The sequence below is a fragment of the Streptomyces sp. NRRL F-5755 genome (assembly GCF_001279365.1).
GTDB lineage: Bacteria > Actinomycetota > Actinomycetes > Streptomycetales > Streptomycetaceae > Streptomyces > Streptomyces rimosus.
Map to the genome: position 1 here is coordinate 41,528 of NZ_LGCW01000036.1, position 20,588 is coordinate 62,115.

22 protein-coding genes are annotated in these 20,588 nt (G+C 73.2%); 15 read left to right on the forward strand and 7 right to left on the reverse strand.

Translation table 11 applies throughout. From position 1 onward, the window contains the following. The first annotated feature begins 262 nt into the window (after positions 1-262). The 6 genes from ADK86_RS06580 to ADK86_RS06605 all read left to right on the forward strand — a co-directional run bounded on the left by ADK86_RS06580 (position 263) and on the right by ADK86_RS06605 (position 6,526). Complete coding sequence (locus ADK86_RS06580) at positions 263-1,477, forward strand: serine hydrolase domain-containing protein (RefSeq protein ID WP_053695730.1); 1,215 nt, start codon at positions 263-265, stop codon at positions 1,475-1,477. Positions 1,478-1,588: 111 nt separating this feature from the next. Then, a complete protein-coding gene (locus ADK86_RS06585) occupies positions 1,589-2,548 on the forward strand; it encodes an ABC transporter ATP-binding protein (RefSeq protein WP_053695731.1) in 960 nt (319 codons plus the stop codon). Further along, positions 2,545-3,282, forward strand: coding sequence for an ABC transporter permease (locus tag ADK86_RS06590; RefSeq protein WP_053695732.1), 738 nt, complete (start codon positions 2,545-2,547; stop codon positions 3,280-3,282). The genes ADK86_RS06585 and ADK86_RS06590 overlap by 4 nt, the downstream gene beginning before the upstream one ends. After that, positions 3,279-4,532: a sensor histidine kinase gene (locus ADK86_RS06595; RefSeq protein WP_053695733.1), complete on the forward strand. Its 1,254-nt coding sequence runs from the start codon at positions 3,279-3,281 to the stop codon at positions 4,530-4,532. Before ADK86_RS06590 ends, ADK86_RS06595 begins: the two co-directional genes overlap by 4 nt. A 65-nt stretch (positions 4,533-4,597) precedes the next feature. Continuing rightward, positions 4,598-5,236, forward strand: coding sequence for a response regulator transcription factor (locus ADK86_RS06600; RefSeq protein WP_053695734.1), 639 nt, complete (start codon positions 4,598-4,600; stop codon positions 5,234-5,236). A gap of 123 nt (positions 5,237-5,359) precedes the next feature. Then, on the forward strand, positions 5,360-6,526 hold the full coding sequence (locus ADK86_RS06605) for a PP2C family protein-serine/threonine phosphatase (RefSeq protein ID WP_234345734.1): 1,167 nt from the start codon (positions 5,360-5,362) through the stop codon (positions 6,524-6,526). Here the strand turns inward: ADK86_RS06605 and ADK86_RS06610 are convergent. After that, positions 6,493-7,368, reverse strand: coding sequence for a transglutaminase-like domain-containing protein (locus ADK86_RS06610; RefSeq protein ID WP_030587178.1), 876 nt, complete (start codon positions 7,366-7,368; stop codon positions 6,493-6,495). The two genes, ADK86_RS06605 and ADK86_RS06610, sit on opposite strands and share 34 nt — an antisense overlap. Beyond that, positions 7,365-8,375, reverse strand: coding sequence for a GNAT family N-acetyltransferase (locus tag ADK86_RS06615; RefSeq protein WP_053695736.1), 1,011 nt, complete (start codon positions 8,373-8,375; stop codon positions 7,365-7,367). Before ADK86_RS06615 ends, ADK86_RS06610 begins: the two co-directional genes overlap by 4 nt. A 139-nt stretch (positions 8,376-8,514) precedes the next feature. Here ADK86_RS06615 and fdxA point away from each other — a divergent pair, with 139 nt between their 5' ends. Continuing rightward, on the forward strand, positions 8,515-8,835 hold the full coding sequence (gene fdxA, locus ADK86_RS06620) for a ferredoxin (RefSeq protein ID WP_003985062.1): 321 nt from the start codon (positions 8,515-8,517) through the stop codon (positions 8,833-8,835). 139 nt (positions 8,836-8,974) lie between these two features. Further along, positions 8,975-10,072, forward strand: coding sequence for a succinyldiaminopimelate transaminase (gene dapC, locus ADK86_RS06625; protein ID WP_053695737.1), 1,098 nt, complete (start codon positions 8,975-8,977; stop codon positions 10,070-10,072). Between the two features lie 88 nt (positions 10,073-10,160). On the opposite strand, the gene ADK86_RS06630 is transcribed toward dapC, so the two are convergent. Both ADK86_RS06630 and ADK86_RS06635 read right to left on the reverse strand, forming a co-directional pair. After that, positions 10,161-10,727, reverse strand: coding sequence for a hypothetical protein (locus ADK86_RS06630; RefSeq protein WP_030370669.1), 567 nt, complete (start codon positions 10,725-10,727; stop codon positions 10,161-10,163). Between the two features lie 493 nt (positions 10,728-11,220). Beyond that, positions 11,221-12,240 carry a hypothetical protein gene (locus ADK86_RS06635; protein WP_053695738.1) on the reverse strand — a complete coding sequence of 340 codons (1,020 nt, stop codon included), beginning with the start codon at positions 12,238-12,240 and terminating at the stop codon, positions 11,221-11,223. Between the two features lie 41 nt (positions 12,241-12,281). Here ADK86_RS06635 and dapE point away from each other — a divergent pair, with 41 nt between their 5' ends. After that, complete coding sequence (dapE, locus tag ADK86_RS06640) at positions 12,282-13,373, forward strand: succinyl-diaminopimelate desuccinylase (RefSeq protein ID WP_053695739.1); 1,092 nt, start codon at positions 12,282-12,284, stop codon at positions 13,371-13,373. A 111-nt stretch (positions 13,374-13,484) separates the two neighbouring features. Next, positions 13,485-14,237, forward strand: a complete 753-nt coding sequence (locus tag ADK86_RS06645) for a TIGR00730 family Rossman fold protein (protein ID WP_053695740.1) — start codon at positions 13,485-13,487, stop codon at positions 14,235-14,237. A gap of 25 nt (positions 14,238-14,262) precedes the next feature. Here ADK86_RS06645 and folP read toward each other — a convergent pair whose 3' ends face one another. Continuing rightward, entirely contained in the window at positions 14,263-15,162 is a 900-nt protein-coding gene (gene folP / locus ADK86_RS06650; RefSeq protein WP_053695741.1) for a dihydropteroate synthase, read from the reverse strand. A gap of 84 nt (positions 15,163-15,246) precedes the next feature. Here folP and ADK86_RS06655 point away from each other — a divergent pair, with 84 nt between their 5' ends. Together ADK86_RS06655 and ADK86_RS06660 are read left to right on the forward strand one after the other, a co-directional pair. Further along, positions 15,247-15,669: a cell division protein DivIVA gene (locus ADK86_RS06655; protein ID WP_053695742.1), complete on the forward strand. Its 423-nt coding sequence runs from the start codon at positions 15,247-15,249 to the stop codon at positions 15,667-15,669. Next, entirely contained in the window at positions 15,666-16,274 is a 609-nt protein-coding gene (locus ADK86_RS06660; protein ID WP_053695743.1) for a DNA-3-methyladenine glycosylase I, read from the forward strand. The genes ADK86_RS06655 and ADK86_RS06660 overlap by 4 nt, the downstream gene beginning before the upstream one ends. Positions 16,275-16,311: 37 nt before the next feature. On the opposite strand, the gene ADK86_RS06665 is transcribed toward ADK86_RS06660, so the two are convergent. Then, entirely contained in the window at positions 16,312-17,112 is an 801-nt protein-coding gene (locus ADK86_RS06665) for an enoyl-CoA hydratase/isomerase family protein (RefSeq protein WP_053695770.1), read from the reverse strand. A 314-nt stretch (positions 17,113-17,426) separates the two neighbouring features. Between ADK86_RS06665 and ADK86_RS40535 the strand changes: the two genes are divergently transcribed. Further along, positions 17,427-17,594, forward strand: a complete 168-nt coding sequence (locus ADK86_RS40535) for a DUF3117 domain-containing protein (RefSeq protein ID WP_003985072.1) — start codon at positions 17,427-17,429, stop codon at positions 17,592-17,594. 152 nt (positions 17,595-17,746) lie between these two features. Here ADK86_RS40535 and ADK86_RS06670 read toward each other — a convergent pair whose 3' ends face one another. Next, positions 17,747-18,430 (reverse strand): O-methyltransferase, encoded by a 684-nt coding sequence (locus ADK86_RS06670; RefSeq protein ID WP_030587204.1) that lies wholly within the window; start codon positions 18,428-18,430, stop codon positions 17,747-17,749. A 276-nt stretch (positions 18,431-18,706) separates the two neighbouring features. Here ADK86_RS06670 and sigE point away from each other — a divergent pair, with 276 nt between their 5' ends. Together sigE and ADK86_RS06680 are read left to right on the forward strand one after the other, a co-directional pair. Next, a complete protein-coding gene (gene sigE / locus ADK86_RS06675; RefSeq protein ID WP_053695744.1) occupies positions 18,707-19,396 on the forward strand; it encodes an RNA polymerase sigma factor SigE in 690 nt (229 codons plus the stop codon). Then, on the forward strand, positions 19,393-20,385 hold the full coding sequence (locus ADK86_RS06680) for an anti-sigma factor family protein (protein WP_053695745.1): 993 nt from the start codon (positions 19,393-19,395) through the stop codon (positions 20,383-20,385). Before sigE ends, ADK86_RS06680 begins: the two co-directional genes overlap by 4 nt. Positions 20,386-20,588: the final 203 nt, after the last annotated feature.

A 20,588-nucleotide genomic window follows, 5' to 3' on the forward strand; every position in this document is an offset into this window, starting at 1 on the left:
GCGCTGCGGAAGCCCGCGCCGCCCGCGCCGCCCGCGCCGCAGAAGCGCGTCGCGAAGGTGGAGGGCGCGATCACGGGGTGATACGCCACCGGAGCGTCGCTCCGGGGGCGTCGCGTCGAGCCGGTTCCGTATCGTCGTACGGGGCCGGCTCGATGTCGTACTGCACACGGCCGGGCCCGGCCGGACGCCATCCGAAGGTGAGGCGGCGGACCTTACTTTCGTCGCTACTGCGCGGTACCCGGCGCGCCATAGCGTCCCGGCCATGCCTTTCGAAAACAGCCGTCTGAGCAGCACCACCCGCGCCACCGCCCTCGCCCTGGCGCTCACCGCCGTCCTGGCCACCGGGCCCGCCGCCGCGGCCACGGTCCCCGACCACCGTTCGGACGGCAACCGTGCAGACGGCCCGCGTCCGGACGACCACCGGGCCACGCAGGACGCGTTGCGCGCCGTGGTCGAGCAGGGCGGTCTGCCCGGGGTGGCCGCCGAGGCCCGGGACGGACGGGGCCGGTGGTTCGGCTCGGCCGGTTACGCGGACACCGGGACGCGGCGGGAACGCACCCGTGCCGAGCACTTCCGCGCCGCCAGCATCACGAAGACCTTCATCGCCACCGTCCTCCTCCAGCTGGAAGAGGAGGGCGCCCTGAGCCTGGACGACACTGTGGAGAAGTGGCTGCCGGGCGTGGTGCGCGGCAACGGTAACGACGGCCGCGCCATCAGCCTGCGCCAGTTGCTGAACCACACCAGCGGCCTCTTCAACTACACATCCGACCCCGAGTTCGCGCGCCGCACCTCCGGCCCCGAATTCCCCGGCCACCGCTACACCACCTACCGCCCCGCCGACCTGGTCGCCCTCGCGATGAAGCGGCCGCCGCGCGCCGCGTCGGGCACGGCCTCGTACAGCAACACCAACTACGTCCTCGCCGGGATGGTCATCGAGAAGGTGACGGGCCACTCGTACGCCCGCGAGGTGCAGCGGCGCATCCTGACACCGCTGAAGCTGCGCGAGACCTCCTTCCCGGGCCTGCGCCCCCGGATGCCGCTGCCGCACCCCACCGCCTACTCACGGCTCCACCAGCGGCGGCCCGACGCGCCCGTCGTGGACGCCACCGCACAGAACATGTCGTGGCTCGGCGCCGCGGGCGAGATCATCTCCACCACCGGCGACCTGAACACATTCTTCCGGGCCCTGACGCGGGGTCAGCTGCTCGGCCCGGAGGCCACCCGGAAGATATTCACCACCGTGCCTGCCGACACCGGCGGCTGGCGCTACGGTCTCGGCATCGAGTCCGTCACCCTCTCGTGCGGCGTGACGGTGGTGGGCAAGACGGGCCGCGCCAACGGCTCGGTGTCCGGGGTCGTCGGGACGACGGACGGCCGCCACCAGCTGACGTTCAACATCAACGGCGACTGGCTGGGCGACGCCGCCTCGTACGTGGGCGTGGTGGAGGCCGAGTTCTGCGGGGCGCGGAACGGCTAGGCAGGCGCCTTTGGGCGGCCCCTAGGGGACCCCACCCATGACATCTGTCATCCCGGAGTCACGACACCCGACACTGCCGGACGGCCCCGCGCCACCGGCAAGCTGGTGCACATGACGAGCACAGCCACCACCCCACCACCTGCCACCGGGCGCCGCACGGGGGCGGCGCCCGTTGTCAGCTTCCGTGAAGTCAGCAAGAACTACGGTTCCGTGAAGGCGGTGGCCGACCTCGACCTGGAGCTGTACCCGGGCGAGACCGTCGCCCTGCTCGGCCCCAACGGCGCCGGCAAGTCCTCCACCCTCGACCTGCTCCTGGGCCTGCGCAACGCCGACACCGGCTCCGTGTCGCTCTTCGGCACGACCCCGCAGCGCGCCATCGAGCAGGGCAGGGTCGGCGCGATGCTGCAGAGCGGCGGCCTGATGGGCGGCGTCAAGGTCCGCGAGCTGGTCCGGCTCGCCGCCGACCTGCACCCGCACGCCTACCCGGTCGACCGGATCCTGGAGACCGCCGGCATCGCCGAGATCGCCGACCGGATGGTCGACAAGCTCTCCGGCGGCCAGGAGCAGCGGGTGCGGTTCGCGCTCGCCACGGCCGGCGCCAACGACCTGATCGTGCTGGACGAGCCGACGACCGGCATGGACGTCTCCTCCCGCCAGACCTTCTGGGGCACCATGCGCGCCCAGGCCCAGCAGGGCCGTACGGTGCTGTTCGCCACCCACTACCTGGAAGAGGCGGACGAGATCGCGGACCGCGTGATCGTGCTGCACCGCGGCCGGGTGCTGGCCGACGGCACCTCCGCCGAGATCAAGGCGCGGGCCGGCGCCCGCCGTGTCACCTTCGACCTGGACGGCCCGGCCGACCGCGAGGTGCTGCGCGGCCTGCCGTGCCTGACCTCCCTGGAGGTCTCCGGGCGCACCGTGCGCATCCAGTCCCAGGACGCGGACGCGACGGTGCACGCCGTCTACGGCCTCGGGCTGTACCCGCGCAACCTGGAAGTGGCCGGACTCGGCCTGGAGCAGGCGTTCATCGCCATCACCGACGCAGCGACCGCCGAGGAGGCGGCACGATGACCACCCTGATCAAGCTGGAGATCGTCCGCGCTCTGCGGAACAAGAAGTTCATGTTCTTCTCGGTGATCTACCCGCCGGTGCTCTACCTGATCATCGCGGGCGGCGCCGACAGCAGCCCGATACCGGGCATGAAGCTGAACATGGGGCTGTACTACATGGTCGCCATGTCCGCGTTCGGCGCGATGACCGCCGTGCTCATCGGCAACAGCGAGGCGATAGCCAAGGAGCGCGAGAAGGGCTGGGTGCGCCAGCTGCGGCTGACCGCGCTGCCCGGACGTGGCTATGTCGCCGCCAAGATGGCCTCCGCCGCGACGATCAGCCTGCCGTCGATCCTGCTCGTCCTGCTCGCCGGCGCCACGGTCAAGGGCGTACGCCTGGAGACCTGGCAGTGGATCGCCATCCCCGTCGGCACCTGGCTCGGCAGCTTCGTCTTCGCCGCGCTCGGCGTGGCCATCGGCTACCTGGCCAATGGCGACGCGGTCCGTCCCATTGCGATGATGGTGTACTTCGTGCTGGCGTTCCTCGGCGGGCTGTGGATGCCGCTGACGATCCTGCCGCAGTGGGTGCAGAACATCGCGGAGTGGCTGCCTACCCACGCGTACGCCGCACTCGGCACCGCCGTCGAGGCCGGGGGCGCCCCGCACCTGAAGGACGTCGCCATCCTCGCCGGCTACCTGATCATCTTCGCCGGGGGCGCGGCCTGGCTCTATCGGAAGGACACGCGTACGGCATGAAGGATCGGGAGACCGACTGCGGCCCGGGGTTGATGGGGGCGCCTCCCCGCAACCGCAAGCAGCTGCTGGTGAAGTCCTTCTGGATCGTCATCTGGTTCTTCTACCTGGCGGGACCGGTAGGGAACCTGGTCGAGGGCGACATGTCCCCGGCGCACGAGGTCCTGGGCTGGTCCGGTCTCCTGACGTTCGTCGTCCTGTACTTCACGCTGGTCTTCCGGCGCATGGCCCACCGCCCGACGCCGGACCGCGTGGCCCGGACGGTGGTGGTCTCCATCACGGCCCTCGCCATCGTGCTGTCCCTGGTGCTCGGCCCGAACTGGCTGGTGCTCTTCACGTTCGTGGGCGTGGCGGTGGGCGTCACCGAGCCCCTGCGCGTCTCGCGGTGGACCATCCCCGCGCTGACCGTTCTGCTCCTGCTGATCGGCTCGCGCTACCCGGACGTACGGGCCTACCTCTTCGGATACGCCATTCCCTGCCTGCTCGCCGGGTTCTCGATGACCGGCGTGCAGTACCTGATCCGTACGACGCAGGAACTGCGCGCCGCCCGCGAGGAGGTCGCCCGCCTCGCCGCCAACGAGGAGCGGCTGCGCCTCGCCCGTGACCTGCACGACCTCCTCGGCCACTCGCTCTCCCTGATCACGCTCAAGAGCGAGCTGGCCGGGCGGATGCTGCCCGGCACCCCGGAAGCCGCCGCCCAGCAGGTCGCCGACATCGAGCGGGTCAGCCGCCAGGCCCTCGTCGACGTCCGCGAGGCCGTCACCGGCTACCGGCGCCCCCGGCTCGCCGTCGAGCTGGCCGGGGTCCGCGCCGCGCTGCGCACCGCCGCGATCAGGGCGGACATCGACCCGGCGCTGGAGCAGGAGCACCGGGGCCTGACGGCGGAGGGGGAGGGCGCGCTGGCCTGGGCGCTGCGGGAAGCCGTCACCAACGTCGTACGGCACAGCGGCGCCGACCGCTGCGAGGTGCTGCTCACCGAGGAGTGGGAGGCCGACGAGCGGCGCTATCTGTGCCTGTCCGTCATCGACGACGGCGCCGGTCCGCCGCGCGGCGGCGGTCACGACGGCAACGGCCTCAGCGGCCTGCGCGAGCGCCTCGCCCTGGCCGACGGCCGCCTGGAGACGGGCACCGCACGGAGCGGCGGCTTCGCCCTGCGCGCGTACGTCCCGCTCGGCGCCCCGCCGCTGACCGGCACCGCCGCCCACGGCACGGACCACAGCCCGGTCCCGGATCACAGCCCGTCCGGCGCCTGAAGCCGGTGTCCGCCCCGCCCGACCGCGCCTGACCAGCGCAACCACCCGCTGACTAGATTGGCCACATGACTGACCCCTGCGACGACCAGCCCACGCGGAAAGTGCGCCTCCTCCTTGCCGAGGACCAGTCGATGGTCCGCGAAGCGCTGGCGGCGCTCCTGGGGCTGGAACCCGATCTGGAGGTCGTGGCGCAGGCCGCGCGGGGCGACGAGGTCGTCGCCGCGGCGCGTGACCAGCCCGTGGACGTGGCGCTGCTGGACATCGAGATGCCCGGTATCAGCGGGCTGGACGCCGCCGCCCTGCTGCGCGCCGAGTTCCCGAAGGTGAAGGTCGTCATCCTCACCACGTTCGGGCGGCCCGGCTATCTGCGCCGCGCGATGGAGTGCGGCGCCGACGCGTTCCTGGTCAAGGACGCCCCGGCCGCGCAACTGGCGGACGCCGTGCGGCGGGTGCTGCGCGGCGAGCGGGTCATCGACCCGGCGCTCGCGGCGGCGGCCCTCGCCGACGGGGCGAACCCGCTGACCGACCGCGAGTGCGATGTGCTGCGCGCGGCGGCCGACGGCTCCACCAACGCCGAGATCGCCGCCGCCCTGCAACTCTCCCAGGGCACCGTGCGCAACTACCTGTCCACCGCCATCCAGAAGACGGGCGCCCGCAATCGCGCCGAGGCCGTCCGCACGGCGGGCGACAAGGGCTGGCTGTAGCTTCACCGCGGCCCCACCGGCCCCGTAAAGGCCCGGCCGCTGTAAGGAGCCTCACCCGCGCCACGGCTCCCACCAGGACTTTCGGCCCTGGGCCGACCGGTCGGCCGGGCGCACGCTGGAGGAGTGACGACTATCCAGCGATCCCCGGCGCGTGACCGCGGTGTGGCGCTGCTGCTGGTCACCGGGACCCTGGCCATCACGCTGGCGGACGCGGTGTCCGGCCCGCAGCTGCACTTCGCCCTGTTCATGGGCATCGCGCCGCTGATCGCCGCACTGCGCTGCGCCTACCGGTGGACCGCCGCGGTGGCCGCCGTGTACGTCCTGTGCCAGGCGTACATCCACGCCCGCCTGGTGCCCGACTGGTCCCTGGCCAGCAAGGCCGTCGGGATCTTCGGGGTGGTGCTGGTCGCCGTCTTCGCGCTGGTGCTGTGCCGGACGCGGCTGGAGCGGGAGGCGCTGTACGCCCGTACGAGCATGGTCGCCGACGCCGTGCAGCGGGAGATGCTGCGCGAGCTGCCGCTGACCGCCGGACCCCTGGAGGCTTACGGGTTCTACGTCTCCGCACAGGAGGGCGCCCGGGTCGGCGGGGACATCTACGAGGCCGTGCAGACGCCGCACGGGCTGCGGCTGGTGATCGGCGACGTCCAGGGCAAGGGCATGCCCGCGATCGGCGCCGGACACGAGGTGCTGGCCTCCTTCCGGGAGGCGGCCCACTACAAGGACACCCTCGAAGCCGTCGCCGAGCGCATGGAACAGGCGCTGTCCCGCTACAACGCCCGCTCCGCCGAGCGCGGCGGCCAGGAGCGCTTCGTCACCGCCCTGCTGCTGGAGGTGCGCGGGGAGGACGCCACGAAGGTGCTCTCCTGCGGTCACATTCCGTACTACCTCGTACGGGACGGACAGGTCATCGAGCGCACCGACGGCGAGGGCGGCCTGCCGCTCGGCCTGGGGTGGCTGACCGGCGAGGCACGGCAGAGTGTGGCCGTCGAACCGGTGGGGGACGACTGGATCGTGCTGTGCACCGACGGGGTCACCGAGGCGCGCGGCGCGGACGGCGCGTTCTACCCGCTGGCCGACCGCCTGGCCCGCTGGACGCACCTGGAGCCGGACGAGCTGGCGCGTACGCTCCGCGCCGACCTGGAGCGGTTCACCGGCGGGCAGCTGAAGGACGACGCGACCGTACTGATCGTGCGCCGCGGTCCGCACGCCGTACCGCGCACGGCAGCGGAGGCCGCCGCGGAGCAGGCCGCGCCGGATCAGTTGAGCATGGCGCGGGCCGCCGCGGCCTGACGGCGCATCGCCGCCGCCGCGGCCGGATCGACCGCCCCGACCACCTTCGCGTACTCCTCCAGCTCGGCCGCGCCGCCCAGAAAGTCGCCGCGCTGGACGAGCAGTTGCGCGTGGTCGTGGCGCAGCCGCGCCGGATGGCTGGGCAGCAGCAGGGACAGCTCGACCGCCCACAGCTGTACGGCGCTGTGCTCCGGCCGGGCCGCCGCCCACGCCCGGATGTTGTTCAGGATGCGCAGCACGATCTCCAGCGGCTCGGCCGGCGTGAGCATCTGCTCGGTCAGCGGCGCCCCGGTCGCGCCCGCGACCAGCACCCCCGCGTCCTCGTCGGTCAGCAGCCGCCCGCCGTCGAAGGGGTCGGCGAGGACGTGCGCGCCGTACGGGTCGCCGAAGCCGACGACGAAGTGGCCCGGCAGCGCCACCCCGTACACCGGCGCCCCGGCCCGCCGCGCGACCTCCATCCACACCACCGACAGCAGGATCGGCAGGCCCCGCCGGCGTCGCAGCACCTCGTGCAGCAGCGACGACTCCAGGCGCCGGTAGTCGGCGGGCGTGCCGCGGAAGCCGAGGCGCGCGCCGAGCAGTTCGGCGACGTTGCGGGCCCAGGGGCGCGGGCCGCCCGCCGGGGCGAACGGCAGCCGCCCGGCCAGCGCGTCCAGTTCGATCTGGGCCGCGTCCATGCCCGCCTCGTCGAGCGCGGGATCGGCCTCCGCCGCGATCAGCAGACACAGCCGGGCCAGGTCGGGACGCTCGTCGCGGGCGGCCTCGGCGAACTGCCGCCGCCGCTCGGCGGACGCGCCGTCCCCGTCCGGTCCAGGGTGCCCGCGGGGCTCGTACCCGTTCAGCTGGGGCCTCCCTGGGTGGCGCGCCAGTGGTGGTAGTGGTGGTGGGTGACGAAGCCCAGCCCGTCGTACAGCGCGCGGGCGTCCTGGTTGTCCGTCTCCACCTGGAGGTACGCGGCCGAAGCGCCCTCGTCCAGGGCCTTGCGGGCCAGCGCCGCCATCACGGCGGAGGCCAGCCCGCGCCGCCGGTGCTCCGGGGCCACCTCGACGGCCGCGAACCCGGCCCACCGCCCGTCCACCACGCACCGCCCGATCGCGATCACCTCGCCCGTCTCGTCCGGCACGGCCGCGAACCACACGGACGGCCCGCCGTGCAGCACCTTGAGCACCTCGGGGCCGGGGTCGGCCGACCGCTGGTAGCGGCGCAGCCACCGGGCGTCCACCTCCCGGGTGAGCGTCACCCGGGACACGTCCGCGTCCAGGTCGCCGACCGGGGCCAGCGCCGCGATCCGCAGCTCCGCCGTCACCTCGCGCGTCCAGCCGCGGCTGTCCAGACCGGCCGCCAGCTGCTCCTGGGTGCCCGGGGCGCCCGTACCGACCTGTATGTAGGCGGGCAGACCGCGCTCCGCGTACCAGGCGCGCACCCGCTCCAGCGCGGTGTCCAGCGGCAGCCCCGGATCGCCCAGGGCCGCCACCGAGTTGGCCCGCCGGGTGAAGCCGCCGCTCGCCCGCAGCTGCCACTCGCCCAGCCACGCGCTCTCGACCGGCGGCCAGCCGCGGGCGGCCACCCGCGCCAGCTCGGGCGCGCTCGCCGCGGGGGAGCGGCGGCGGGCCGGAGCCGGGGGCACCGTCTTGCCCGCGACCAGCGTGCCCTCGGAAATCCGGACGGTCTCTCCGTTCCGGCGTGTGATGCTCAGCACACCGCCGTCCCAGGATGTGAGAACGCCAACCGTGTCGGTGAACTTCGAAGGCCCCTCGCCGGTGCCGTCCAGGCGCCGGACAGATACCCTTTTGCCCACGTCAGCACGGGTGATGTGGACCTCCAGCCGTCCGCCGGTAGTGAATTCCACGGCTCTACCCGCCCCTCTTGTTCGTCTCGTGCCCGGGAACGGAGATACTAGGTGCGGGCATCGACGACGCCGCGCTCCCGCGCGCCCCGCGGCGGAACTGCCAATCGGTCCGCCAGCCCTACCGAGGAGGAACGACAGCGTGACCTACGTCATCGCGCAGCCTTGTGTCGACGTCAAGGACAAGGCATGCATCGAGGAGTGCCCCGTCGACTGCATCTACGAGGGCTCCCGGTCCTTGTACATCCACCCGGACGAATGCGTCGACTGCGGCGCCTGCGAGCCGGTCTGCCCGGTCGAGGCGATCTTCTACGAGGACGACACCCCGGAGGAGTGGAAGGACTACTACAAGGCGAATGTGGAGTTCTTCGACGAGCTCGGTTCGCCCGGTGGTGCCAGCAAGCTGGGCCTGATCGAGCGCGACCACCCCTTCATCGCAGCGCTGCCGCCGCAGAACGGCTGAGCGGCCGCATGGCGCCGCCCCGGTCCCGTACGGCCGGCCGCCCCCTCGCGCAGCACACGCGGCGGGGTGCCGATCGCCGCACGGGGCCGAGGCGTTTTCGGCCCTGTGCGTCCCGAGGAACGTGAGGAAAGAGAGCAACGTGGGCACCGTATCGTCCCGTCTTCCGGTCTTCCCCTGGGACCGGCTGGAGCCCTACAAGGCCACGGCGGCCGCGCATGCCGACGGCATCGTGGACCTGTCCGTGGGCACTCCGGTCGATCCCGTGCCCGCGCTGGTCCAAAAGGCCCTCACGGACGCCGCCGACAGCCCCGGCTATCCGACGGTCTGGGGCACCGCCGCGCTGCGCGACGCGCTCACCGGCTGGGCCGAGCGGCGCCTGGGCGCCACCGGCCTGGCCCACACCAACGTGCTGCCGGTCGTCGGCTCCAAGGAACTCGTCGCCTGGCTGCCGACCCAGCTCGGCCTGGGCGCCGGCGACCGCGTCGCCTACCCGCGCCTGGCCTACCCGACGTACGAGGTCGGCGCGCGCCTGGCCGGCGCCGAGCCCGTCGTCTACGACGACCCCTGGGAGCTGGACCCGGCCGGCCTCAAGCTGCTGTGGCTCAACTCGCCGTCCAACCCGACCGGCCGCGTGCTCAGCGCCGACGAACTGCGCCGCACCGTCGCCTGGGCGCGCGAGCACGGCGTCCTGCTCTTCAGCGACGAGTGCTACATCGAGCTGGGCTGGGAGGCCGACCCGGTCTCCGTCCTGCACCCGGACGTCTGCGGCGGCTCGTACGACGGCATCGTCTCCGTCCACTCGCTGTCCAAGCGCTCCAACCTGGCCGGCTACCGCGCCGCCTTCCTCGCGGGCGACGCCGCCGTCCTCGGCGAGCTGCTCCAGATCCGCAAGCACGGCGGCATGATGATCCCCGCGCCGGTGCAGGCCGCCACGATCGCGGCGCTCGGCGACACCGAGCACGTCGGCGAGCAGCGCGAGCGCTACGCCCGCCGCCGTACGGCCCTGCGCGAGGCCCTGGAGGCCGCCGGCTTCCGCATCGAGCACAGCCAGGCGTCGCTCTACCTGTGGGCGACGCGCGACGAGTCGTGCTGGGACACCGTCGCCGACCTCGCCAAGCGCGGCGTCCTGGTCGCGCCCGGCGACTTCTACGGCACGGCGGGGGAGCGGTTCGTACGGGTCGCCTTCACCGCCACCGACGAGCGGGTGGACGCGGCCGTACGGCGCCTGGCGCAGTAACCGCGTACACCGGAGCCCGGCGCATACGAAAGCCCGGCGCGTACGCCGTCGTACGGCGTACGCGCCGGGCTTTGTGCGCCCCGGCGCGTCAGCTGATCGGCAGCCCGTTGGTGGGCAGCAGGTCCGAGGCCAGGCCGGAGTCGCCGACCGCCTGGGCGAGGCCGTCGGTGGACAGCGAGTCGGTCAGACCGTCGGTGGACAGGCCGTCGCCGGGCAGCGTCTCGGTCAGGCCGTCGGTCGGCAGGCCGTCCTCGGTGGCCGTGTGCAGGGTGTCGGTGAGGATGTCCCCCGCGCTGTCCGCGGTGTCGCCGGCGGCGTTGCTCGCGGCCTCCTTCGCGGCCGGGGCGGTCTCCTTGAGCGTCTTGCCGGTGGTCTTGCCGGCCGACTTGCTCAGCGACGGGACGGCCTTGCGGACGACCTTGCTGCCGGCCTCGGTGGCGTTCCCGCCGGTCTCGCCGGCGAGGTCACCGGCACCCTGCACCGCGCCGTCCGCGGTGTCGGCGAGGCTCGCGGTGTCCAACGCGGTCAGACCGCCCAGGTCGGTGGTCTTCGGCAGTTCCACGGCGCCCGCGGAGCCTGCCGCACCGACCACGGGGGCTGCGCCGGCGGCGACCAGCAGCGCGGCTCGGGCGATCCGGCGAAGGGGGAGGGACATGGTGCTCCTTGTCGGAGAGGGACTGGTTCTTCTGACAGACGTGCCGTGTCGCCGGGCGGGGCGCGGAGGCTGCCGGGCGCACGACGTGACTACCGCGCCAGGTCCGGGAAGGTTGCGGCGCCGCCGGTAAAGAATCGGTGGGGTGTCACATAATCTGCTCCGGAGGAAACCGGGCAAAGTGCGCCGTACGCAGTACGGTGCGGAAACGTCACGCCCCTGTGTTCAGGCGGCTTCCACGCCGTTCGGGTGACCCCGTCGGCGGCGATGTCGTACCCCCGCGCCGGATTGACCGCGTTAACGCGAACGAGCGACCCGCCGGACGGCTGCTCGGTGACGCCGGGGCTGACGGCGTGACGGCCGTCCGGGTTACCGGCGCGGCGTACGGCGACGGCTCCGGCAGCCGCCGGACGGCCACGTCACGGCCGCGTTCGGGGCCCCGGCGACAGGCGTACGGCCCTGCCCCGGACCCCGGCGGCTACCGCGCCGCCGCACCTCACCGCCCGGTGACGATCCGTACGTCCGTACCCGAAGCACGCGCCGCCGCGCCGGTCGCCTGCTGCCAGCCCTTCCCGGAATCGGCCGCGGACCACATCTTCCCGGCGTAGGAAATCTGCTCGATGCCCAATTCGCCGGAGTGGGCCATCGCCCAGGTGGCCAGCTCCCAGCCGCGGCGCTCGCTGCCGGCGCCGTCCGCGCCCGAGGCCGCCCCGCCGGCCTGTCCCGCGCCCGGCGTACGGCGCGTCACCGCGTCCTCGTCGCCGTCGCCGCCGGAGGGGTCCGGCAGCGCGGGCACCGTCAGCACCCGGCCGCCGTCCTTGCCGTCCTTGCCGCCGGGCGCGGTCCCGTCCGTGTGCGGCAGCACGTCAGGACCGAACTCGCGCACCAGCCTCTCGCGCACCCGGGCCGTGCCGCCCGGGTGCTTCTCGTCCGCCGGGCGGTTCACCGAGCAGGTCATCGCGGCCCCGTCGCGCCCGGTGAGCGCGCCGGTCAGCAGCGCGGCGTTCGGCTCGTGCTTGGCGTACGCCTGCGGGTAGCCGCTGCGCTGCACCTTCTGCGCGGCCACCGTCAGCGGCAGCCGCGAATAGCCCGGCACCTTGACCAGGTGGGTGTAGAACTCCCCGGCCGAGTAGACCGGGTCCATGATCTGCTTGACGGTGCCCCAGTCCTGCGAGGGACGCTGCTGGAAGAGGCCCACCGAATCCCGGTCGCCGAAGCCGATGTTGCGCAGCCCGGACTCCTGCATCGCGGTCGCCAGCGCGATCGTCACGGCCCGCTCCGGCAGCTTCCGCGAGGAGCCGACGGCCGCGATGGTCGCGGCGTTCGCGGCCTGCTCCGGCGAGATCTCGTACGGGGCGCCGCCGTCCGCGGTCCGTACCGCACAGCGGGGCGCCCCCGGGCCGCCGGTGACGTACTGGACGACGAGGTACACGGCCAGTCCGACGAGCACGGCGAAGGCCGCGCCGATACGCAGGAGGCGCTTGCTGCGGGCGGGAGCGGTGGGCTGGGGGGACACGCAGCCAACGGTACTGGAGGGCCGCCGGTAGGGTCGCAACCATGCAGCCCGCTACGCAGACCCCCGCACTGGACCTCTCCCTCGACGCGGCCGAGCTGACCGCGCAGCTCGTCGACATCCCGTCGGTCAGCCAGGACGAGAAGGCCCTCGCGGACGCCGTCGAGAACGCCCTGCGCGCGCTCCCGCACCTGACGGTGGAGCGGGACGGCAACTGCGTGGTCGCCCGCACGCACCAGGGCCACGCCGAACGGGTCGTGCTGGCGGGCCACCTGGACACCGTGCCGATCGCGGGCAACGTGCCCTCGCGGCTCGACGAGGACGGCGTCCTGTGGGGCTGCGGCACCACCGACATGAAGTCCGGCGTCGCCGTGCAGCTGCGCATCGCCGCCACCGTCCCCGCGCCCAACCGCGACCTGACCTTCGTCTTCTACGACGCCGAGGAGATCGCCGCCGAGTTCAACGGGCTCGGGCGGCTGGCCGAGGAGCACCCGGACTGGCTGGCGGGCGACTTCGCCGTCCTGCTGGAGCCCTCGGACACCGAGGTCGAGGGCGGCTGCCAGGGCACGCTGCGGGTGCTGCTGCGCACCGCGGGCGAGCGGGCCCACTCGGCGCGCAGCTGGATGGGCAGCAACGCCATCCACGCGGCGGCACCGATCCTGGCCCGGCTGGCCGCGTACGAGCCGCGGCGCGCGGTGATCGACGGGCTCGAATACCGCGAGGGCCTGAACGCGGTGGGGATCGAGGGCGGCGTGGCCGGCAACGTCATCCCCGACGCCTGTACGGTCACCGTCAACTTCCGCTACGCGCCGGATCGCTCCGAACAGGACGCGCTCGACCACGTCCGCGAGGTCTTCGCGGACTGCGGTGTCACCGAGATGGTCGTCGACGACCACTCGCCGGGCGCGCTGCCGGGCCTGTCGCACCCCGCGGCCGTCGCGTTCATGGCGGCGGTCGGCGGCACCGCGAAGCCCAAGTTCGGCTGGACGGACGTCTCGCGCTTCAGCGCGCTGGGCGTGCCCGCCGTCAATTACGGCCCGGGGGACGCGCTGCTGGCGCACAAGAAGGACGAAAGGGTCGCCACCGACCGTATCCGGCACTGCGAGGAGCGTCTGCGGGCCTGGCTCACCGCCTGATCCCCCCGGCACGCCTGCCGCGGTGGTTTCCCGGCATCCGGAATTGCTCTGCCCGTCACCTGCGCCGATCTACCCTTGCCGGACACCGACCGGCAGCGGAGGGAGCACGATATGGCCATCCCCGAGGAAGAGCGGGCGTGGGAGGAACAGCGGCTGGGACCGGTGGTGCGCCGGCGCGATCAGGTGCAGCGGGGGACGACGGACCAGCGGCTGCTGGACACCGCCGAGGGCGACACGGACTGGGTGCACACCGACCCCTGGCGGGTCATGCGCATCCAGTCGGAATTCGTGGAGGGCTTCGGCGCGCTGGCCGAACTCCCGAGCGCCATCAGCGTCTTCGGGTCGGCCCGTACACCCGTCGGCTCGCCCGAGTACGAGACGGGCGTGGCCCTCGGCCGGGCGCTGGTGGAGGCCGGCTTCGCGGTGATCACCGGCGGCGGGCCCGGCGTGATGGAGGCCGCGAACCGGGGCGCCAGGGAGGCCAAGGGCGTCTCCGTCGGCCTGGGCATCGAGCTGCCCTTCGAGCAGGGGATGAACCCGCACGTCGACATCGGCGTGAACTTCCGCTACTTCTTCGTCCGCAAGACGATGTTCGTGAAGTACGCGCAAGGGTTCGTCGTGCTGCCCGGCGGCATGGGCACCCTCGACGAGCTGTTCGAGGCGCTGACCCTCGTCCAGACGCGGAAGGTGACCCGCTTCCCGATCGTGCTCTTCGGTACGGAGTACTGGAGCGGCCTGGTCGACTGGCTGCGCGAGACGGTCGTCGCCCAGGGCAAGGCGTCCGAGCACGACCTGCTGCTCTTCCACGTCACCGACGACGTGGACGAGGCGGTCGCGCTGGTTTCCAAGGAGACCGGGAAGTAGCCGGCGGCCGGCACACCCGAACGGGCTACGCGAGCCCCCGGCGGGCGACCGCCGGGGGCCGGTGGCCGGCGATCGAGGCCACCATCTCCAGCACCTGCCGGGTCTCGGCGACCTCGTGGACGCGGTAGACCTGCGCGCCCAGCCACGCCGACACCGCGGTCGTCGCCAGCGTCCCGAGCAGCCGCTCCTTGACCGGCTTGTCCAGCGTCTCGCCGACGAAGTCCTTGTTCGACAGCGAGACCAGCACCGGGAACGGGGTGTTGCCCGCCCGGTCGAAGCCGAGGTCGCCGGGCACGGCGGCGGTCATCTCGCCGAGCCGGCGCGTCGCCTCCAGGCTGTGCCGGGTGTTCTTCCCGAAGTCGTGTCCCGGGTCGATCATGATCGCGTCCCGGCGTACGCCCAGCTCCACCGCCCGCTCGGCCAGGCCCAGCGTCACCCGCAGGATGTCCGCCATCACGTCCTCGTACGCCACCCGGTGCGGACGGGTCCGCGGCTCCACACCACCCGCATGGGTGCACACCAGACCGGCGCCGTAGCGGGCCGCGACCTCGGCGAGCTTCGGGTCCACCCCGCCCCAGGCGTCGTTCAGCACATCGGCGCCGGCCTCGCAGACCGCCTCGGCCACGTCGTGCCGCCAGGTGTCCACGCTGATCACCACGTCCGGGTGGCGACGGCGCACCTCGGCGACGAAGCCGACCGTGCGCCGGGCCTCCTCCTCGGCGCTGACCTCCTCGCCCGGACCCGCCTTGACCCCGCCGATGTCGATGATCGCCGCGCCCTCGGCCACCGCCTGCTCCACCCGGGCGAGCGCGGGCTCGTCGCCGAAGGTGGCTCCCCGGTCGTAGAAGGAGTCCGGGGTCCTGTTCACGATCGCCATGATCACCGGCTCGTGCGCAGTGAATTCCCGTTGGCCCAGCCGCAGCATCGCTTCTCCCTCTTCGTGGTCCGGCAGCGACCCTAACCGTCACACCCGCATGGCACGATCAGGGGCAACACATAGCTCGGGGAGATGGTCGTGTTCTGGTTCTTGCTGATCGCGATGGTCGTGGTGGTCGCCGCGGTCACGCTCGCCGTGGTGGGCGGCGGCGGGGCGGGCGGCCTCGGCGAGGCCGCGCCGGACCGGCTGTACGACCCGCTGCCCGCCGACCGGCCCGTCTCCCGCGCCGATGTGGAGGCGCTGCGCCTGCCGGTGTGCGTGCGCGGCTACCGCATGAACGACGTCGACGACGTCCTGGACCGGCTCGGCGCCGAGCTGGCCGAGCGGGACGCGCGGATCGCCGAGCTGGAGTCCGCCCTCGCGGGGGCGCACGCCGCGGCGATGGGCGCGCCCGGCCTGATCGAGGACGGGCCCGCCGACCGGGCCGGGGAACGGCCGGCCGAGGGGGAGGCCCCGGCGTCCGGCGGCGAGGAAGAGGGGAAGACCGCCCGATGACGTCAGTGATCACGGCCCCGGACGGGGTGCCGCGCTGCCCCTGGGGCATGGAGTCGGAGAAAATGGCCGACTATCGCACGTACCACGACACCGAGTGGGGCCTGCCGGTCCACGGCGACGACGCGCTGTTCGAGCGGATGAGCCTGGAGGCGTTCCAGTCCGGGCTGTCCTGGATCACGATCCTGCGCCGCCGCGAGGGCTTCCGGGCCGCGTTCGCGGACTTCCGGATCGAGGCGGTCGCCCGGTTCACCGACGAGGACGCCGAGCGGCTGCTCACCGACGCCCGCATCGTCCGCAACCGCGCCAAGATCCACGCGGTGATCAACAACGCCCGGGTGGCGGCTGCCCTGGAGCCGGGCGAGCTGGACCGGCTGATCTGGTCGTACGCCCCCGAGCGCGCCGTCCGTCCCGCGCCGCGCACCCTCGCCGACGTGGCGCCGGTCACCCCGGAGTCCACGGCGCTGGCCAAGGACCTGAAGAAGCGCGGTTTCCGCTTCGTCGGCCCCACGACGGCGTACGCGACGATGCAGGCGTGCGGCCTGGTCAACGACCACCTCGCGGACTGCCACGTACGGGACGCGGTGGAGGCGGCGGCGGAGCGCTAGGAGCCCGGCCGGCCGCCCGGCCGGGCCGCTGACCCGGCTAGCGCCCCAGGAAGCGCGGCTTCTCCTTCTTCACGAAGGCTTCCACCGCGATGTGGTGATCCTCCGAGGCGCCCGCCCGCGTCTGGAGCTCCTCCTCCTTGGCGAGCGTCTCGGTGAGGGTGTGCCCGGCCCCGAACGCCAGGGATTCCTTGATCGCGGCGTATGCGGCGGTGGGCCCGGCGGCCAGCGTGCGGGCCACCGCCGCCGCCTCGGCCGCCAAGTCCGCCGCCGGTACGACCTTGTTGGCGATGCCCAGGTCGTACGCCTCCTGGGCGGTGATGCTGCGCGGGAAGAGCAGCAGGTCGGCGGCGCGGCCCTGGCCGACCAGGCGGGGCAGCGTCCAGGAGATCCCGGAGTCGGCGGTGAGCGCCACGCCCGCGAAGGAGGTGTTGAAGGAGGCGGTGTCGGCGACCACCCGGAAGTCGGCGGCCAGCGCGAAGCCGGCGCCCGCGCCCGCCGCGACCCCGTTCACCCCCGCCACCACCGGCTTCGGCATCCCGGCGAGCGCCGTGACGATGGGGTTGTAGTGCTCGCGCACCGTGCTCATGGTCTGCCCGGAGCCGGTCGCGCGGTCCTCGGCCAGCAGTCCGATGTGCTCCTTGAGGTCCTGTCCCACGCAGAAGGCCCGGCCGGTGGCGGTCAGCAGGACGGCCCGTACGGCCGGGTCGGCGGCGGCCTCCCGCAGCGTGTCCCGCAGGGCGGCCTTGGCCTCCGTGTTCATCGCGTTCATCGCTTCGGGACGGTTGAGGGTGATCGTCCCGACGCCGTCGGTGACGTCGTAGAGCACGGTGTCGGCCATGGTGAGGGGTCCCTCCGTCGCGGCTCGGGCTGCCCGGCTGTGGCAGCCGTCGCTCAGGATGCCGGAGATCATCGGCGCCCGTCATGTGACGTACGTCAAAGAACCGGCCGGGACCGGACGCCGGTGGATGGCGAAGTATCGCAGCCCACTCCCCGAATTGGGTGGTTTTGCGAGAGCGCGTTGCCGAAGGGATGCTCCCCGATGTTGGTCATCGGGTCGTGCGATGCGGGATAATGGCCTGGAAGCAATGTGTTCGATGCCGGTGACACCTGGGTTGTCGGCTGCGTGAGCTGGTTTCAGGAAGGGGAACGAGCATGGCGGCCATGAAGCCGCGGACGGGCGACGGCCCGCTCGAGGTGACCAAGGAGGGGCGGGGCATCGTCATGCGCGTTCCGCTCGAAGGCGGCGGTCGACTCGTCGTCGAGCTGACTCCCGACGAAGCCAAGGCCCTGGGCGAGGCCCTGGAGAAGGTCACCGTCTGACAGGGCAGTCGCCCTGATGCTGCGGTTTCCCGGGGCTGGCCCCTGGACCCCCAGCCGAATACCCGGGCCCCGGCCGGTGCTCGCGCATGCGCGCGACGCCTGCCGGGGCCGCGTTCGTTCCCGGGCGGCGCCCGCCCGGCTCCCAGCTGTGATCACCCGCGCTTGACGGCGCACAGCAGTCCGTCGCCCACCGGCAGCAGGGACGAGATCAGCGCGTCGCTCTCGCGCAGCGTGCGCAGCAGCTCCCGCAGGCGCAGCACCTCCGCGGGCTGCGCCGCCGAGTCGACGGTCCGGCCGTCGGCGAAGACGCCCTCGAAGCAGACCAGGCCGCCGGGGCGCAGCAGCCGCAACGATTCAGCGAGGTAGTCGAGGCACTCCATGCGGTCGCCGTCGCAGAAGACGAGGTCGTAGCCGCCGTCCGCGAGCCGGGGCAGGACGTCCAGGGCGCGGCCGGGGATGAAGCGCGCGCGGTTGCCGGCGAAGCCCGCCTCCCGGAACGCCTGCTTCGCGAACTGCTGCCGCTCCGGTTCCAGGTCGACCGTCGTCAGGACGCCGTCCGGCCGCATACCGTGCAAAAGGTAGATCCCCGACACCCCCGTGCCGGTGCCGATCTCGGCGACCGCCTTGGCGTCCGCCGTCGCGGCGAGCAGGCGCAAGGCGGTGCCGGTGCCCGTGGAGACCGCGCGGATGCCCGCCTCCCGCGCCCGCTCACGGGACCAGTGCAGGGCGGCGTCGGCCTTGTCGTCGATGGTCCCGGCGCCGTACGCCTCGGCGAATGCCAAGCTCGTCTGCCGGTTGCCGGTAATGGCCCTCTCCTGTCCCCGTAGTTGACGCAACCGTGACTGTATCCGCTGCGTGCGGGAACCCGCAGATGGGACCGGGCGTTGAAGCACTGCAGGGGGGATGCGCCGGTGAAGACCCAGCGAGATGTGCGTGATGACACGAAGCCAGACCAAAAGCAGGTCAAATCTGCTTATCCGGAGCTAACGGGCGAGGTGGATATGGTAGGGGCTCTACTGGACACCACCAGAGCCACCAGGGGAGGTGCGGCTGCGGCGGGTGACCGATGGGCGCGCAGGCGCTTCAGGCGGTCGGTCGTCGAGCCGAAATCCGTGACAGACACTGCTGACCGTTCCCGCTCCCACGGCCTCAAGGGCAGGGGAGGGACCTCCGACACCGCTACGACAGCGACCTTCGCCGCCGAAGCGGACGCGCAGGTCTGGTCCCCGCCCAGCTGGGAGGAGATCGTCAGCACCCACAGCACACGGGTCTACCGCCTCGCCTACCGCCTCACGGGCAACCAGCACGACGCCGAGGACCTGACGCAGGAGGTGTTCGTCCGCGTCTTCCGCTCGCTGTCGACGTACACCCCCGGCACCTTCGAGGGCTGGCTGCACCGCATCACGACCAACCTCTTCCTGGACATGGTCCGCCGCCGCCAGCGCATCCGCTTCGACGCGCTCGGCGACGACGCGGCCGAGCGGCTCCCCAGCCGCGAGCCCTCCCCGCAGCAGCACTTCAACGACACCCACTTCGACGCCGACGTGCAGCAGGCGCTGGACACCCTCGCGCCCGAGTTCCGCGCCGCCGTCGTGCTCTGCGACATCGAGGGCCTGTCGTACGAGGAGATCGCCGCCACCCTCGGCGTCAAGCTGGGCACGGTCCGCAGCCGCATCCACCGCGGCCGCTCCCACCTGCGCAAGGCGCTCAAGCACCGCTCCCCGGCCGCCCGCGCCGAGAAGCGCGAGCGCGAACAGCGGACGCTCACTTCGCTCACTACAGGGGAGGTCGGAATCGCGTGAGCGGTACAGGCGGTCCGTCCCCCGCCGAGCATCATCTCGGCGACCGCCTCGCGGCTCTGGTCGACGGGGAGTTGGGGCATGACGCGCGCGAGCGGGTGCTCGCGCATCTCGCTACGTGTGGAAAGTGCAAGGCGGAGGCCGACGACCAGCGACAGCTGAAGAACGTCTTCGCGGAAACCGCGCCCCCCGGACCCTCCGAGGGGCTGCTCGCGCGTCTCCAGGGCCTGCCCGGAGGTGATGCCGACGGTTATGGAAGGCGGCTGGGCCGCGGCGGCCTCGGCGGCGGCGCGTTCGGCGGTGACCTGGCCGGAGGCGGCGACTTCGAGGCGCGCGGCGGCTCGATCCGCTACGCCCCGTCCGGCGCCCATGCCATCGGCGCGGTGCCGCGGCAGCCGCGCTCGCGGGGGTTCCGTATCCACGAGACGGAGCGTTCCGCGCCGCAGCGCCGCCGGTTCGCCGCCGCGGCGGCCGGCGCAGTCTCGCTGGCCGCGTTCGCGCTCGGCGGCGCGCTGCCCCTGGAAGCGGCGGTCGACGGCCCCGGCAGCCGTACGGACGGTACGGGCAGCCAGATGACGCCGCTCAGCGCCACCCCGGGCCCTTACGGACGGCCCGGCCTGAGCCATGGCGTGCCCATGTCCGCGACCGGCAGCCCCTGGTCCCGCTCGCTCCCGGCCGCGGGCGCCACCGCGCAGCCGGCGCCCAGCTCGCTGGGCCTGACCGGACCGTCGGCGGCCGCGCGTCCCGCCCCGCCCCTGTCCCTCTCCCTGGTCGGATGGCCGTCCGACGGCCGCTCCGCGCTGATGGTGCCGACCGGTCAGGGCCTGCCGTACCACCTCGCACCGGCCGTCGCGTCCCCGCTGTCCGGCGCCCGTACCGAGGGCCCGCCGCTGCCGTCGGCGGACTCCGGGCGTCCCCTGGCCGGGGCCTTCGGACCGCCCGCCCCCGCCTCCCGGGAGACGCTGACCGCCCACCGCCCCGCCCAGCGCTGACCGGGCCCTGCGCGAGGCCGCGCGGACCTGGTTGAATCGCTGTCCGGGCGGCGCTGTGTGCCGGGCTCCTGACGGGCCGCGCCGCCGGTGAGGTGGCGATGCCCGTGTGTCACGGCGGGCGAATCGGTGGGGAGATCATGGACGAGGGGACGGCCGCCGGGCCGAAGCGGAACTGGTGGAGCCGGCCGGGGCAGCGGCCCGCG

Bases quoted from the DNA above. Each gene is read 5' to 3' on its own strand.
- ADK86_RS06580 (WP_053695730.1), top strand. From the start codon at position 263: ATGCCTTTCGAAAACAGCCGTCTGAGCAGCACCACCCGCGCCACCGCC.
- ADK86_RS06585 (WP_053695731.1), top strand. From the start codon at position 1,589: ATGACGAGCACAGCCACCACCCCACCACCTGCCACCGGGCGCCGCACG.
- ADK86_RS06590 (WP_053695732.1), top strand. From the start codon at position 2,545: ATGACCACCCTGATCAAGCTGGAGATCGTCCGCGCTCTGCGGAACAAG.
- ADK86_RS06595 (WP_053695733.1), top strand. From the start codon at position 3,279: ATGAAGGATCGGGAGACCGACTGCGGCCCGGGGTTGATGGGGGCGCCT.
- ADK86_RS06600 (WP_053695734.1), top strand. From the start codon at position 4,598: ATGACTGACCCCTGCGACGACCAGCCCACGCGGAAAGTGCGCCTCCTC.
- ADK86_RS06630 (WP_030370669.1), bottom strand. From the start codon at position 10,727: ATGTCCCTCCCCCTTCGCCGGATCGCCCGAGCCGCGCTGCTGGTCGCC.
- dapE (WP_053695739.1), top strand. From the start codon at position 12,282: ATGCAGCCCGCTACGCAGACCCCCGCACTGGACCTCTCCCTCGACGCG.
- ADK86_RS06645 (WP_053695740.1), top strand. From the start codon at position 13,485: ATGGCCATCCCCGAGGAAGAGCGGGCGTGGGAGGAACAGCGGCTGGGA.
- folP (WP_053695741.1), bottom strand. From the start codon at position 15,162: ATGCTGCGGCTGGGCCAACGGGAATTCACTGCGCACGAGCCGGTGATC.
- ADK86_RS06655 (WP_053695742.1), top strand. From the start codon at position 15,247: ATGGTCGTGTTCTGGTTCTTGCTGATCGCGATGGTCGTGGTGGTCGCC.
- ADK86_RS06660 (WP_053695743.1), top strand. From the start codon at position 15,666: ATGACGTCAGTGATCACGGCCCCGGACGGGGTGCCGCGCTGCCCCTGG.
- ADK86_RS06665 (WP_053695770.1), bottom strand. From the start codon at position 17,112: ATGGCCGACACCGTGCTCTACGACGTCACCGACGGCGTCGGGACGATC.
- ADK86_RS40535 (WP_003985072.1), top strand. From the start codon at position 17,427: ATGGCGGCCATGAAGCCGCGGACGGGCGACGGCCCGCTCGAGGTGACC.